Annotated in this window: 13 protein-coding genes and 1 pseudogene; 10 read left to right on the forward strand and 4 right to left on the reverse strand. The window is 36.3% G+C overall.

The genetic code is table 11. The annotated features are described in order from the left end of the window. Positions 1-850: 850 nt before the first annotated feature. From SAGCYANO_RS29060 to SAGCYANO_RS45890, 4 genes and pseudogenes are all read left to right on the forward strand, one after another. Entirely contained in the window at positions 851-1,258 is a 408-nt protein-coding gene (locus SAGCYANO_RS29060) for a PleD family two-component system response regulator (protein ID WP_237396821.1), read from the forward strand. 99 nt (positions 1,259-1,357) lie between these two features. Next, positions 1,358-1,519, forward strand: coding sequence for a hypothetical protein (locus tag SAGCYANO_RS29065; RefSeq protein ID WP_202223253.1), 162 nt, complete (start codon positions 1,358-1,360; stop codon positions 1,517-1,519). 671 nt (positions 1,520-2,190) lie between these two features. Next, positions 2,191-3,212: pseudogene (locus tag SAGCYANO_RS29070) on the forward strand (transposase). Between the two features lie 852 nt (positions 3,213-4,064). Then, the gene (locus SAGCYANO_RS45890) at positions 4,065-4,325 is read left to right on the forward strand and encodes a hypothetical protein (protein ID WP_237396822.1); all 261 of its coding nucleotides are present in this window, start codon (positions 4,065-4,067) and stop codon (positions 4,323-4,325) included. Between the two features lie 16 nt (positions 4,326-4,341). Here the strand turns inward: SAGCYANO_RS45890 and nadB are convergent, their stop codons facing one another. Then, positions 4,342-6,051 (reverse strand): L-aspartate oxidase, encoded by a 1,710-nt coding sequence (gene nadB, locus SAGCYANO_RS29080; RefSeq protein WP_202223255.1) that lies wholly within the window; start codon positions 6,049-6,051, stop codon positions 4,342-4,344. A gap of 106 nt (positions 6,052-6,157) precedes the next feature. Beyond that, positions 6,158-7,675, reverse strand: a complete 1,518-nt coding sequence (locus SAGCYANO_RS29085; RefSeq protein ID WP_202223256.1) for a transposase — start codon at positions 7,673-7,675, stop codon at positions 6,158-6,160. Between the two features lie 93 nt (positions 7,676-7,768). Here SAGCYANO_RS29085 and tnpA point away from each other — a divergent pair, with 93 nt between their 5' ends. Next, positions 7,769-8,164: an IS200/IS605 family transposase gene (gene tnpA / locus SAGCYANO_RS29090; protein ID WP_202223257.1), complete on the forward strand. Its 396-nt coding sequence runs from the start codon at positions 7,769-7,771 to the stop codon at positions 8,162-8,164. Positions 8,165-8,890: 726 nt separating this feature from the next. Here tnpA and SAGCYANO_RS29095 read toward each other — a convergent pair. Together SAGCYANO_RS29095 and nadA are read right to left on the reverse strand one after the other, a co-directional pair. Continuing rightward, complete coding sequence (locus SAGCYANO_RS29095; RefSeq protein WP_202223258.1) at positions 8,891-9,634, reverse strand: isochorismatase family protein; 744 nt, start codon at positions 9,632-9,634, stop codon at positions 8,891-8,893. A gap of 759 nt (positions 9,635-10,393) precedes the next feature. Further along, on the reverse strand, positions 10,394-11,365 hold the full coding sequence (gene nadA, locus SAGCYANO_RS29100) for a quinolinate synthase NadA (protein ID WP_202223332.1): 972 nt from the start codon (positions 11,363-11,365) through the stop codon (positions 10,394-10,396). Positions 11,366-11,767: 402 nt separating this feature from the next. On the opposite strand from nadA, the gene SAGCYANO_RS50770 reads away from it, so the two are divergent. The 5 genes from SAGCYANO_RS50770 to SAGCYANO_RS29130 all read left to right on the forward strand — a co-directional run bounded on the left by SAGCYANO_RS50770 (position 11,768) and on the right by SAGCYANO_RS29130 (position 14,436). Further along, entirely contained in the window at positions 11,768-11,953 is a 186-nt protein-coding gene (locus tag SAGCYANO_RS50770; RefSeq protein ID WP_375340016.1) for a transposase, read from the forward strand. Then, the gene (locus SAGCYANO_RS29110) at positions 11,874-12,608 is read left to right on the forward strand and encodes a transposase (RefSeq protein WP_375340014.1); all 735 of its coding nucleotides are present in this window, start codon (positions 11,874-11,876) and stop codon (positions 12,606-12,608) included. Before SAGCYANO_RS50770 ends, SAGCYANO_RS29110 begins: the two co-directional genes overlap by 80 nt. 665 nt (positions 12,609-13,273) lie before the next feature. Beyond that, entirely contained in the window at positions 13,274-13,552 is a 279-nt protein-coding gene (locus tag SAGCYANO_RS48845; RefSeq protein ID WP_305081058.1) for a transposase family protein, read from the forward strand. A gap of 241 nt (positions 13,553-13,793) precedes the next feature. Continuing rightward, complete coding sequence (locus SAGCYANO_RS29125) at positions 13,794-13,967, forward strand: hypothetical protein (RefSeq protein ID WP_202223338.1); 174 nt, start codon at positions 13,794-13,796, stop codon at positions 13,965-13,967. A 307-nt stretch (positions 13,968-14,274) separates the two neighbouring features. Then, positions 14,275-14,436 (forward strand): hypothetical protein, encoded by a 162-nt coding sequence (locus SAGCYANO_RS29130; RefSeq protein WP_202223261.1) that lies wholly within the window; start codon positions 14,275-14,277, stop codon positions 14,434-14,436. Positions 14,437-14,881: the final 445 nt, after the last annotated feature.

The raw sequence follows: 14,881 nt of genomic DNA on the forward strand, positions 1-14,881 counted from the left end.
TTTTGAGATGTTGATCGAGAGATTTAAACTCCTCCGAGGGCCATCCTGCTGACTCAGAAGTCGGGGAGTTTTATACCAATTCCCATGCATTATATCAAATCCGGTTGAATACTTATCGTATATTTGGGGGTGGGGAGTGTGGGAAGTTGGTTCGTGTGGGAAGAAGGGGAGGTCAAGAGATTGAAGGCGAGAAAGTGTGGATAGAATTATAAACATATACTGTATAACTGGATTCTATATTATTGCTATACTTGGGCAGTACTTCAGTTGTCAACTGATCGGTACAAGCAAAATCACTTTGCATACTAATTTCAGCTTGCGTTAATGTTAATTATTCTTATGTTTGCTTCTCCCTGTACGGACGCCCTTATGCAACGTCCCTACCCACTCCCTATTTCCCCTCCACGGTCGGGGAGGGGCTAGGGTGGGTCCCCTGCTCAACAAAATGTAGAAAAGTTTTTGAGAAATGGTTTTACCTGGAGCTACGCTTAAGCTGAAGTCCGAAGTTCCTCTACAAGAGGCTAGCTGATAGCTAAAAGCTGATAGCTAGTTAAACCTGCCATATTACTAAGTGACTAAAGTCACACAATTACAATCGAATTATCACTTTTTATTTAATACATTTCTGTTTAATATTATATCATTACTACAAAAGTATTCGTTCAAACTAATAAATGAATAGGTAGGCATAAATAAACCTAAATATCTAACGAAATGTTGATGCACCTCATACCCTTGAGATTGCTTCCTTACTTACTGATATAGAGCAGCTACATAAACAAACAACTTCTCTATATATAGATATATAAACGAGGATAATTATAGAAAAATGCTCAAGAAAAGAATTTTATTGGTAGAAGATAATCCTACGGATAAGAAGATTATTTCTTACTCTCTTATAAAACTAGGATTAAAAGTAATAGAAGCTAATAATGGTGTTGAAGCCATAGAAAAAATTTATTGTGAAAAACCAGATCTAGTACTTCTAGACATTATGATACCAAAATTAAATGGCTATGCTGTATGTACTCAAATTAAGTCCGATACTCAACTACAGAAGATTCCTGTCATTTTTTGCACTAGCAAGAATGATGAAAGTGACTACCATGAAGCAATGAAATATGGTGCAGATGGCTATCTTAGTAAACCTTTCAAACATTCTGAAATTATAGCTATGATTTTAGAGTTAGGAATTACTAAAGCAGAAATATCTGAAAATAAATATATACCTACCTTAAAAAAGGTTGTATTAGATTGATAAATATTGCACGCAAAAATTACACTAATAAATTTGCTTAAATGTCAACTCTAAACTGAAATATTTATAACTTGAAACAATACAACAAATATGAGACTGATGAGAGATAAAGTTATAGGTTTTGGAAATATAGAATCGATAATCAAAATAGGTGTATCTTACCAACCTGAAATTGATTTAACTATTTCAATAAAATCAGCAAAAATTGTCGGTTGGTTGAAAACCAATATAGTGAATGAAGTTTCAATTTCAGAGATTTGAGACTAGGAAATTTCCAAAAATAAAACGTACAATTAGCAATAATACTAATAATAATTAGTACGATATTATCCGGTTGAATAGCAATCTATTAAGGGTTCAGAGTGTAGAAAGAAGTTCAATAATTTAGAATTTATAATTTAGAATTACCGAATAATTAATAATTAATAATTAAATAATTCGCGCCTTGAAGCCTCCCTTTACCAAATGAACTCTCCTTTAAAACGGATAAGATTGACTCAAAGGAAATTTTTTCTTTTTATCCCCTTAAGAGCTGATTTATAAAGTAAATATTAAAAGGCTTAATTTATTACAGGACAAAGGTTTTGCCGATTTTCGGTCAGTCAACCATAAATTCCTGAGACCTAGATAGCATAAGAGTTTTAGCTCAGTTTATAAATCATATCATGTCCGCTGCTATCGTTTGTGCAAAACCAAGGGTGAATATCTAGAACAGGACTTACGCACATACACTATATATAGCGTCTATTGATCTAGGCGATCGCTTGACAAATTATAGCGATCGCCTGAACATCAAAATTACAATAACTAATACAAAGATACGCTAATATAATTTATTTTCGCTCTATTTAGATGTTGCTAATTGTAAATCATTTTTGCCAAAATACTCTGATTATTGTAGGATTACATTATTGTTAATTTTAGCTAACAGGATGAACTTCAGCTATATTGATTATTGTCAATATCTACTCAATTATCATACAAATTATACCATTACAAATTTAGCAAATCACCTAGAAAATGTTAGCCATGACATGATAAATCGCTATTTAAAAATAGAAAAATTTGATAGCCAGGATTTATGGATAAATGTTAAAAAAGAAATTATAACTAATACAGAAGGTTATTTAATCTTTGATGACACAGTTCTTAACAAAAAACATAGTAATAAAATTGAGTTGGTTAGGCGACAGTACAGTGGTAATGAGCATAAAGTAGTCCGTGGTATAGGGATTGTAAATTGTATATATTTTAACCAAACAATTGAACAATTTTGGCTAATAGATTATCGGATTTATGACCCAGATAGTGATAAAAAAAACAAAATAGATCATGTGGAAGAAATGATTCTCTGTGTGGTAAATAATAAAAATTACCATTTAAGACTGTGTTAATGGATAGTTGGTATGCAACACAAAGGTTAATGGGATTGATAGATAATATGGAAAAATTTATTACTGTCCCTTAAAAAGAAATCGTTTAGTAGATGATAGTGGTCGCAAGTGAAAAATATAAAAACATAGGAGAATTAAGTTGGAATGAGTCGGAAAAAATATCAGGTAAAATAATTAAAATTAAAGGTTTTCCAAGAGATAAAAAAGTCAAGCTATTCTGGGCAACTGTTTCTACCAACAGAACAGAATATGTTGTTACTAATGACTTAAGTCAATCTTCAGTAGATGCTGTAGAATTTGAATCTCAAACTAGGTGGAAGATTGAAGAATTTCACAGAGAAATTAAGCAATTAACAGGTATTGAATTTTGTCAATGTCGTCTCAGGGACATTCAAAAAAATCATATAGCCTGTGCTATGTTAGTCTGGAATTTCTTAAAAAGATTAGCAGTGAAAATAGGAAAAACTATTTATCAAGTTAAACATGAATTACTCTCAGATTATCTGCTCCAAGAGCTGAAAAAGCCCACAATAAAATTCAGGGCTATCTTGATTTTATAGGTGTTTTTTTACCCTTGTTTTAACAATGGTAATTGTCTTGAGGCGCCATTCGGAGCTTTGCGTCAGCAATCGCTATAATTTTTTAAGCGATCGCCTAAATTAGTAGACGCTATATATAGTGCCTTTGCGTAAGTCCTGTAGAAGAAATTTACGTTTTTTCAAGCTTTTAAGCCTTCTTCCCTCTTCCTTCTTCCTTCTTCCTTCTTCCTTACTTTAGCTATACAATACCGATGCTACCGGACATAATATCAGCTCTAAAAGGGGAGGCTTTATACAACAATTTTTAGGTCAATAGGGCGTGACCGATCTAATCTAAAAGCATTTACAGATAAATTTGACTACTCCCCGGACTTAAGTCACGGGGATTCTAAGTTGATACTACGCAACAGGATAAATCCGTGTTGCTCCGTCTGTTCTTAGCTGACCAAAGATATATTCTTTGGGGACAATTTCCGCGGTGCCCCTACACAGTCAGCTCAAGTCTAAACCTAGCTTTCTGCTTACTTTTGTCTAAACATTTGTATATCCAGATAATAGCACAGGACAACTAAAGTTGTATAGTCTAAACGACTCCCTTGTTTTCATCCCCCGGTTAAAACACGCTTGCTCTCAACGTGGCTTTTCGGTAAGTGCCTTTTTTAGAACGAAAAAAAGTGCAACTTTTTAAGCTTGAGCGACCAAAAAGTTAGAATTCAAGGCTCACTACGGCAAAAAAAATAAAGGGATAAATATATCCGACTACCTCCTCTAAATTCTCCATTACTCCTGACTCGGTCCTCCTGAGTTCTGACTCCTACCCCTACCATGCAGACTTTTTCAGCAAACCCTAAATAAGCATACAACAGGAGAAAGTTGTTTTTTCACTCCAGTGTCACAGAGTTCGATCGCTATTTAATTTATAAGTATTCAACCGGACATGATAGAATTATAATATCATCTCCGGTAGCATCGGTCTTGTATAACAAAGGTAAGGAAAAAGGAAGAGGTCCGAAGGAAGAGGAAAGAGGTCCGAAGGCTACCCTCGCAAGAAAAAAACCATTATTTCCTGTAGATATTCACCCTTGGTTTTACACTAACGATATAAACGGACATGATAGAATTATAATTCAGTAGTTAACCTGAGGTAATATTATGCCTCAACTGCCATACTTTTGATTTTTAACTCTTCAGAATTAATCGTCATTGATGATTTCCAGGAGCGATCGCCCTGTACCAAAGTATGTACTCTCCAACGGTCGGTAGTTTGAGGATAATCGCTACGATAATGTCCACCTCTGCTTTCAGTGCGCCATGCAGCACTTTTGAGAATTAAATATCCTAGATCCAAAAGATTGAGAGTTTCTGTAACCATCCGCAATTGTTGTTCTGCATCAGTCGAACTTAAGTCTATCATCTGGTTAGGTAATAGATTTGTTAAAAATTGAACTACATCCAAACCTGTCAAACTTTCTCGCCAATTATTAATTTTATGTAGCGCTCTATCTAACAAATCTCCTTCACGACAGATACCCGCACTTTCCCACATTAAACTCGGTAACATTTTGCGAATCAATTCTATCTTTTCCATATCCCCACTCCAATTAAAGTCTACCTGTGACACCTCAGAATTAGGCGCAACTAAATTTGGCTGAATTTCAATGCGAGATAGTTGAGAAGCAAAGACTAAACATTCCAACAAAGAATTACTCGCTAAACGATTTGCTCCATGAACCCCTGTACTTGCTGTTTCCCCGATAGCATAGAGTCCACGAATTGAGGTTTGACTCATTAAGTCGCAAGCAATTCCACCCATCCAATAATGAGCAGCAGGAGCAACCGGAATAGGTTCTTGAAAAACATCAATACCCCATTGTTTGCAAACATTGATAATATTGGGGAAGCGATAACGAATGCGTTCGGGAGCAATAGGTCGCAAATCTAAATAAACATGAGCTTGGGTAGGGTCATCTGTAGTTTTTTGCAAGTGATGAAAAATAGCTCTACTGACAACATCTCTTGGTGCTAACTCTCCAGCAGGATGATATTCAAAAGCAAAACGGTTTCCGCGTTCGTCAATTAGATGTGCTCCTTCTCCCCGCACAGCTTCACTAATCAAAAAATGAGGAGCGCCTGGTTTAGTTAAAGCAGTAGGATGAAATTGGAAAAATTCCAAATCTCGTAAAACAGCTCCCGCACGCCAAGCTATTGCTACTCCATCCCCGGTACTAACTTCCGGGTTAGTTGTTTGAGCAAATATTTGACCGCCTCCACCCGTTGCCAACACAACTACAGAAGATTTTAACCACTGAATTTTACTTTGATGGAGAAGACTAATACCTTGGACGCGATTTTTCTGTGGAGTTAGCCATAAATTTAATGCTACTGCCTGAGAAATAACTTGAATGTTTTGACGTTCTAAAACTTTTGCTGTAAGTGTATCAATAATGGCTCTACCTGTAGTATCTGCGGAATGAAGTACACGAGGATGTGAGTGGGCAGCTTCTAAAGTCATTGCCAGTTTTTCTCCTTTGCGGTCAAAAGCAACACCCATTTCTACTAGATGAGCGATCGCTTCTTCTGCACTTTCCACCATAAATTTTACGGATTCGGGGTCACACAAACCTGCACCAGCTTTGAGGGTATCTTCTAAGTGTAAGTTCGGGTTGTCCGACGGGTCAATAGCTGCAGCAATGCCTCCTTGAGCGCAGTTACTGGAACCCATATTTATGACACCTTTAGTAACTAAACCAACTCTAAGATGAGTAGGTAAACAAAGTGCAGCATAAAGTCCTGCCGCACCCGAGCCTACTACTATAACATCAAAGTAGGGAGAAATACTTGGAGATTGTAATTTTGGCATTCGTATAAAGTTATTTATTTGATCTAGAAATAAATCATTGAACCCTCCCCGTGCTGAAGCAGCGGGGAGTCCACAGAAATTACCTCAACTTTTAGTCCGCACTGACTTATCTGGTTGAGAGCTTCTTAAGGTAACAGGAGAATTGCTCTGAGGGCGAATGAGCCGACCTACTTTCAGACAAGCTTACTTGTTTGCAATTTATTTGATAATGCTCCCATGCCTCCTGCAAGACTGGTTCCAACCTTTGATACTCTTGTAGTGCATCATGCAATGAAAGCTCATCCTCATTAATGTGTCTAGCCAAAAAAGCACTAAATAAATCGCGGTGCATAACTACACCTGTTTCATCTGTGTGAACTCTTTGAGATAAAGTTTTCTTCACACGATTACCTGTCAGGTGAGTTTGAGATAGTGCTGTTTTTTGGGTAGAAAACTTGATGAACTGACCGCCAGCATTTTCGGCTTTGCGGTGTAGTTCTGAAATAAAAAATCCTGGCGACTTATTAGAAATAGCTTTTCCCCATATTTTCTGCCACGCTTTTACAGAAACATTTTCTGTTTTAATTGTGCTACCATGGCGTAAAATATCATTAACTAATCGACGATTTTGACTTTTAGTATAAGCAGCTTTTTTACGCTCTAATTCACGTTTTTTAATGGCAGTTTTATAGTAATGTTTTGAATGGCACCACTTGGTTTGTTGCCCTTTTTTTAGCTGGCCTTTCTTTGTGACAATTTTACGACCTACACGCTTCTGGAAATTAGACTCATATTTGTCAGGATTGTTAGCTCTTCTAGAACGTTCCATCTTACGCTGTAGTTGCCTGATTTCCTTTTGATAAGTAGGAACTTTATCGGCCAATGGTAATAATCCTGCATAGTCATCAGCTACAATTGCAACATTAGAAATATTTAAGTCTAGTCCTATAGTTCCTGAGCTGACATAATTTTGAGGTTTTTCATATGGCTGACCTTCACAGATAAGCTGAACAAACCATCGCTTTTTACCGTTTAATTCTCGCCAGACTAATCGAACATATTTAACTTTGCTGTTTAAGCCATGTTCTATGACTGGATTATTTTTAGGAATTATAGGTAGTAGTTTCAGCTTCCCCCAAACTACTAAACTGCTTTTCCAGCGTAACCCTTGCTTGTTAGATTTGCCTTCTATTGACCTAAACCTAGTAGTTATCTTAAATCTAACTTTTTTAGCCTTGTTGAACAGAACTTTTTCTACAGCATTAAAAGCACGAGTAGCTAGTTTTTGTTGAGTATTAGAATCAATTTTTTCAGCAATCCATTTAGCTCTATTAGCAGTTAATGTGGCAAAAGCTTGTAGTCCAAAGTCACTAAAACGATATTGTTTTCTGGCTTCATTAAATAACTGTTTCCGTTCAGGATTTGCTAGTTGTTTGTTATTTCTAGTAACAAATAATGGCAATGATTTTGCCTGTTGATAAGCGCTTGAGTTTTTGACCAATTCCATCCTAACCTTAGCTTCATTTAAGCAAGCATTATAAAGTCTCATAGCAGCATTAAACCTAGCTTCTAGTTCTCGGTTTTGTTGACTACTGACCTTTAATGGTAGCTCTGTTATAAATGATGGAGTGGTAGCTCTAGACATTATGAACGCAAAACATGAATTGTATAAGGAAACTTGCTATCTACAATATCTGAGCTACAATATTTTGTCAATAGCTAAAAGACATCAACTATTATGGCTAAAACATACAGACATAATAAACACTCAGTTGGTTCTGCAACAGTACATTTAATTTGGATACCTAAACGTAGAAAACCTGTTTTAGTAGGAAAAGTAAAAACTCGATTAAGTCAGATACTTGAGGAAGTAGCAGTAGAGCATGAATGGATTATTAAAGCTTTAGAAATCGCTCCTGACCATCTACACGCCTTGGTCGAATTTGGCCCAAAAACTCCTATTAATAGTATTGTGAGAGCTTTTAAGGGTCGGTCTTCCAGACTGCTAAGACTAGAGTTTCCACATCTGATGAAATTGCCTACTTTATGGACTCATGCTTATTTTTATGATACTACTGGACAAGTTAGTTCGGCAGTTATTCAAAAATACATTAATGACCCTCACCATGATTGATTTACGCTGTGGCTCAAGCCACCATATTGTATTTCCACCCCGTGCTGTTTGCGCAGCATTCCGTAGGAAAGGAAAGCAACAGGGCTACCATATTCCCGTCTACTTTTAGGTGTAGAATTTTTTTGAGCAAAGCTTTTCTATGGGAAATTTCAGATAAATATTTATAGTTAGCAGTAGACTATCCCCTGCAATTAAGAGAGGACAAGAAGAGTACTTGCTCATTGTTTACATATTAGAGAGATTATAATTGCTTTCTCAAAATTCGGCTACTTTTTTACAATTTTTTCCCTTACTGATCAAAAATTGTTTAGATTAACTTATATTTATATTCAGAGGTTATTATGTTTCGGTTTGACTTTTCAATTTTCAACTCGACGTTGCATAAATGCGGGATGATTTTAATAGTTTTGTGGAATGGGCATCTTGCCCGTTCCTTATATTTTCCCCACTTATATTCATCCTGCCCCTCAGCAGTGCCTTCAATTCTAACAGCATTTGAATAAATAGACATCTCCAGAAAAGAGGGAATAGGTAATAGGGGGAATGAACTGATAAGTTATGTAGAATAATTGATTTTATTTTTGATTTTTGGAGATGTCTAATATAAAATTCGTTTATATCGTATATCTTTATAATTCTATTCAAACTTCAATATTCAATCTCCCCATCTCTCCTAACTATAATAATAAGTATTCAACCGGATTTTATATAACAGTTGATCGCCCTCTAAAGTTCAATAGTAGAAGCAATAAATGCACCGCGTTCGGCCATTTTATATAATCCGATATGGTGTGATACTTTCTGTGGATGAATAGCAGTTTTTGGTAAACCTTGCTCCGCTACCATTTCTGCTGTGAGGTCAAAGGTCGCACAACCTTTTTCATATACAGCCACATCTTTTAAAGTAGGCACTAAACCATGATTACGAACCGACAGAATAGTTACAACAAAATCCATCACACAGATATCGGTGCAAATTCCTACCACAACTAAGACTTCCAGTTTGTATTCATTTATCCAGTTTAACAATACATTACGTTGAGTATTAACCTCAATAGAACCGATAAATCCATTAATACAATCCTTGGGAATTAATGTTACTAGGGGGTGATCGTGTAACCATTTAAGTTCTGGGACAAGTTCTTCTTCTCCAGTTCCCTTTTCGCAATGAGGAGGATAAGGAGGTTCTGGCTTCCCTGGTTCGTGAGTATCTAAAAATGCTAAAACTGGCCAACCTCGTTCAACAAAAGTTCTGGCTAGGCGATCGCTCTGTGAAATCATTGCAGCAATTTGTTCGTTAGGTTCTTGCGGTGCTAATGGACCAAAACCAACAGTGCAAAAACCGTTAATTACATCTACTACAATTAATCCGGCAGGGCGATCGCCAATAATATAAGGTTGTGGATCGATGGGTAAAGCTGCTTGAATTGTTGCTAAGGTATTATCAGGAGTAGCTACAGTTGTTGTCATAATAATTTACTAAATGAAAGAATACTTTAACGAAGTTAAAAGTCAGTAGGGCAAGGTACAGAAGTTATTTTTTCATACTATTTCTCAAAAACAATGCTATACTTATGCAAGACTTCAACGATTAAGTAATTAGTAGAATTCAATAATGTTTTGAGCAATTATTAAGCTAGCGATCGTATATTTAGACATCTCCATAAAAGAGGGAACAGGGAATAGGTAATGGGCAATAGACATCTCCTCCAAAAGAGGGAGCAGGGAGTAGGGAGAAATGATTGATGAATAAGAGTAGGATAATTGATTTGATTTTTGACTTTTTGAGATGTCTAATTGGGAGAAGTAATTGATAATTTATTGATAAGAATTGATTTTACTTTTGACTTTTAGAGAGGTCTATTATTCTTATGTTTACTACTCCCCCACTCCCCTAGTCCCGTACTCCCTACTTTCTGAAGATGTCTATTATTTTGATTATTTCTATATTACTGCTTCTGTTATTTTTACTTTTGCCTAATTAGGGTTTGCTGATTAATCCTCAAACCATTGACTGGTTTTGGTTTTAGTTTTATTGGATTCCTCACGGGGTGCGCTTGTTTTAGTCTAAAACCCTCATGCATGGAGCGCATAAAAGGCAAACCTTCGGACAGAAAAATCTCAGGACAATTCTTACTCCTAGCTCCTCTCAATTCCCCGTTCCTCCAGTATAGCTGTCTCCTGTCTCCTGTCTCCTACCCCTACCACTCATGCTTTATTCAGCAAACCCTAATTAAATGAAAGTTCTAACATCTTTTGAATAGGTTTCAATGCTGCTACTCGGGTTTCTTCAGGAATCGTAATTTCAGGTGTCTGATTTTTCATTGCCAGATACAGTTTTTCCAAAGTATTCAGTCTCATGTGAGGACATTCGTTGCAAGCACAGTTATTCATTACTGGTGTAGGAATAAAGTTTTTGCTAGGTGCATTCTTTTGCATTTGATGAATTATTCCTGGTTCGGTTGCCGCAATAAATGTTTGGTTTTGGTTTTCCTGACAATACTTCAATAAAGCAGTGGTCGAACCAATATAATTAGCATGACGCAACACACTCGTTTCGCATTCTGGATGAGCGATAATTTCAGCTTCGGGATGCTCTATTTTTAATTGCACCATCTTTTTTTCAGAAAATGTCTCGTGAACAATGCAACTTCCTTCCCACAAAATTAAATCTCGTCCGGTTTGCTCCATAACATAACGACCCAGATTCCGGTCTGGGGCCAAAATTATAGGTTGGTCTGCTGGTATTTGTTTAACTATTTTGACAGAGTTGGAACTGGTGCAGATAATATCGCTCATTGTTTTAATAGCAGCAGTACAATTAATGTAAGAAATAACTATTGCATCAGGATGGACTGCTTTAAATTTGGCAAATTCTGCTGGTGGGCAACTATCGGCGAGAGAGCAACCTGCATCTAAGTCTGGGAGGAGTACCAGTTTATTGGGGTTGAGAATTTTTGCTGTTTCCGCCATGAAATGAACTCCGGCAAAGACAATTACATCTGCATCTGTTTCTGCTGCTTGTTTGGAAAGACCGAGAGAGTCACCAATATAGTCAGCAATATCTTGAATATCCGGTTCTTGATAATAGTGCGCTAAAATAACAGCATTTAATTCTTGCTTGAGGTGGGCGATCGCTTCAAATATATCGTTAGGTATGTTATCTAAAGTTTGGTTAGTTTTAATTTGAGTGGCAAACATTATTAAATCTTTCTGTAATTTACTTATTGGTGGCAAGTTTAAGAATTTTTAATCTGTCATTTTGTGATAGATTTATTAATTATAGTGAAATTCATCAAAAATGGGAGTTATATTATGTCCGGTTGAATACTTAATAAGTAACAACGGAGCACTCAGGAGTCAGGAGTCAGGTAGTAGGGGCGCCATTCGTCAGCTATGCGTCAGCAAACGGCCGAAAGCTTGCGCATAACTATCGTTAACGCCCGTACAGGAGTCAGGAGTCATATAGAATCCGATTATATAGAACCCCTAAGCGTATCTTTTCCGTCCAAGGTTATACTAAGTAGCGATCGCCAATTATCCTAAAAAGAGTTAGGCAAATGCCGTATTCAAGCAGTTTAACAGATAAAGAATGGGTTCTTGTTGAACCATCCCATACCAAAAAAGAAGAAAACTTGTCCAACAAAATGGACGAAAAGGCAAATACTTGATGGTATCCTATACCAACTTAAGAATGGTTGTAATTGGTGTGATTTACCCTGCATATTTGCCTCCTTATTCCACAGTTTTTTGGCATTACAAACAGTGGCGTTCTCAAGGAGTAATTGAGAATATTAGAGATGTTTTACAGGCTCAAGTACGTCAACAGGTAAAAAAAAAGCGCTCCGGGACAACTTTAATCATTATTGATTCCCAGGCAGTGAAAAATACTTGCAATGCTAGTATCAAGTCCAAAGGATTCTGTTTTTACAAATCTACAAATGGAATTAAGAGGCACTTAGCAGTTGATAGTCTCGGTTTTCCCTTTTTTACTCACTGTACTAAAGCATCAGTTTCTGATGATGTAGGATTAATAGAAATGATATCAAACAACATCGAGTATTTTAAATCCAAACCAGTCAATATTCCTAAGATTACTATCTTACTTGATAATGGATACCATCCCGAAAAGATAATAGAGGAGTTAAAGAAAATTTATCCGGCAATTATGACTAAGATTCGGTTTAAACTATCGCCAAAACCATCTCTTTTAGAGAAAGAGAATCTTGGAAAAAAAGGGTTTGTTCCCGTTAAAGCAAGGTGGGTGATTGAAAGAACCAATTCCTGGATGGACAGGTGTAAAAGCTTGACTAAAAATTTTGTTTGCGTTTGCGTAGCATCCCGTAGGGAAGCATTCCGCAGGAAAAGAACCCTGGAAAATGCTACTGCCAAGATTAATATGTGTTTTATTCGACTAATGCTTAAGAGATTGGCGATCGCCTAAATTTTTAGAGATACGCTTAGGGGTTCTATAGTATATGTGTATAATTCTATCCACACTTTCTCGCCTTCAATCTCTCCACCTCCCCTTCTCCCCACACGAACCAACTCCCCACACTCTCCACCCCCAAATATATGATAAGTATTCAACTGGATTTGATATCAGGAGGAAATAAAGAAGGAAGATAAGAAGAAAGTTTTTGATCGCGCTACTAAGCGGACATGATATTAGTTATCAGACAAAGAATTTAATCTGGTTGAGTAAACGAATGTAGGCAAAAAAAATGGACAAATTGATTCTCACTCTACTAGACCTCTCCAAAATAGAAATTAAGGTAAAATTGTAGTGCCCAATTATATATATACTGTCCCCAAATGAATAATGTATTAGAATATATTTATAATCATCCACTCATAAACAAAAAGGATTATTGGTATTACAGATAAACAACTAATAAAATTAATAGAAAATGCTCAAAAAGTTGAAGACAAAAAAAGACAGGCGATAATGCTCCGCATCGCTAACGCGAACGCCAGTGAAGAAAAAAGATTTAAATAGGGAGGAGGAAGAAAAAAATCTTTAGGCAAGGCGAAAGAGATAATGTTGACATTATATTATTTGCATCATGTACCAACATTTCAACTGCTAGGAGCAACCTAAGGGAGTTAGTGAATCAACAGCAAATAATATTTTTCGCGCTTTGGAGCGATATTTTGAGGGAATTATTACCATCTAGTTTACTAGAGGAATTCTCGGGAAAAGAAAACGAATATTTATGGATAAAAGAAGCTTTGACAGAAATAGAATTGAGAGTTGATAGTACAGAACAGGATATATTTAGGCCCAAAAATGATGAAAAGCAGAAAAAATATTACTCAGTCAAGCCAAAAAGTCATACGTTAAAAAATCAAATAGTAATCACTAGCTTTGGGAAAAGAAATAGTTGATTTAATAGTAGGAGAAAGAGGTCCAGAGAGTGATATAAATTTATTCAAAAAACGTAAGCATTCAGCTATCAGCAGTCAGCTATCAGCAATTAGTAATGAATAATTACTTCTGAGGTTTTGTCCAGGAACTTTGGTAGTAACTTTTTATTATTTTTCAATTTCAAAGGTTGCTTTTACCTTCCCTAAAATTAATAGCTGATAGCTAATAGCTGACGGCTGTTTGCGCAGCATTCCGGAGGAAATGCTTACCAAAAAACAACAAAAAAAGTTTGATAAAGAACAAAGATTTCAAAGAGATAAAGGTGATCAAAGTGGGGAAATAATTGACAGGCCAAAGAAAAAAAAAGAAACCATAAAATGTCATACAAAGTCAAGAAAGAGAATCAAAAAAAAGCTCAAAAAAGAAGATTTGTAGAACATGTAATAAGACTGATAAAAATCTGCGCGAGTGGCACGAGAAAGATTCAGATTAAAAGAGAGTAACCCGTGAAAAAGTAATTTTAACAATATGTGGTTTAGTGAGATTAAGAATAGGAACACTAATGTTAACATAAATCATAACTTTAGGTATAGTAAAAAGCCAGAAATAATTACATAAAAATGCTAAAGAATTAACAATAACTATCTGTAATACTATAAATCTCATAAAAAATGACTATCTGGAGGAGCTGGCGATCGCTCTCTCAAAGATAGTTACAGTAAGTGCTTGATAATTTTTGGAGATGTCTACTGATGTAGCAAAAGGAAGAAGAAAAAATATTTCCCTGTCTAAGGTCGATCGTCAGTCTATGTCAGAACTCGCTCTCAACAAGTGCTATAGCTCAAAGATTTTAGCTGGAAACTGCCGTTCTTATAAACCTACGATAATCTATAAAAATCTATGATTATCTGTTATAGGTACAGTCGATGGGAATATCGCTATCCCTCACCTCTGATTCAAAACCGTGCATGAGAGTTTCCAGCTCACACGGCTCCTGATAACTAAGGATACTTCGAGGTTAGGTTCACATACTTCCTTCTTCCCACCTTTGATTTCAAGGGTTAAGCGGGTTGGGAACTTATACGCAGGTGCATTTAGGCTCTTAACCATCGACTTCTTATTTATAGTGGGCACGGTTTCCACTTCACACCTTGGGCGCTAAGTTTTACCTCCCGACAGTTTCTGATTTTACCGCCTACCTTAATTACCTCCCCATGTCTGCACATCCTAGACATTACTCCAGGCTTGCTTGTTGGGGAATCCTCCATCCTAATCGACATTGGTTAAGCTTTCCCTACTCTAGGCCGAGGTCGAGAGTCGAAAAGGGGTTACTTCGTTCCCTGATATCA

Source organism: Okeania sp. KiyG1 (genome assembly GCF_014132355.1).
Taxonomy (GTDB): Bacteria; Cyanobacteriota; Cyanobacteriia; order Cyanobacteriales; family Microcoleaceae; genus Okeania.

Bases quoted from the DNA above. Each gene is read 5' to 3' on its own strand.
- SAGCYANO_RS29065 (WP_202223253.1), top strand. From the start codon at position 1,358: ATGAGAGATAAAGTTATAGGTTTTGGAAATATAGAATCGATAATCAAA.
- nadB (WP_202223255.1), bottom strand. From the start codon at position 6,051: ATGCCAAAATTACAATCTCCAAGTATTTCTCCCTACTTTGATGTTATA.
- SAGCYANO_RS29085 (WP_202223256.1), bottom strand. From the start codon at position 7,675: ATGTCTAGAGCTACCACTCCATCATTTATAACAGAGCTACCATTAAAG.
- tnpA (WP_202223257.1), top strand. From the start codon at position 7,769: ATGGCTAAAACATACAGACATAATAAACACTCAGTTGGTTCTGCAACA.
- SAGCYANO_RS29095 (WP_202223258.1), bottom strand. From the start codon at position 9,634: ATGACAACAACTGTAGCTACTCCTGATAATACCTTAGCAACAATTCAA.
- nadA (WP_202223332.1), bottom strand. From the start codon at position 11,365: ATGTTTGCCACTCAAATTAAAACTAACCAAACTTTAGATAACATACCT.
- SAGCYANO_RS29125 (WP_202223338.1), top strand. From the start codon at position 13,794: ATGCTTACCAAAAAACAACAAAAAAAGTTTGATAAAGAACAAAGATTT.
- SAGCYANO_RS29130 (WP_202223261.1), top strand. From the start codon at position 14,275: ATGTCTACTGATGTAGCAAAAGGAAGAAGAAAAAATATTTCCCTGTCT.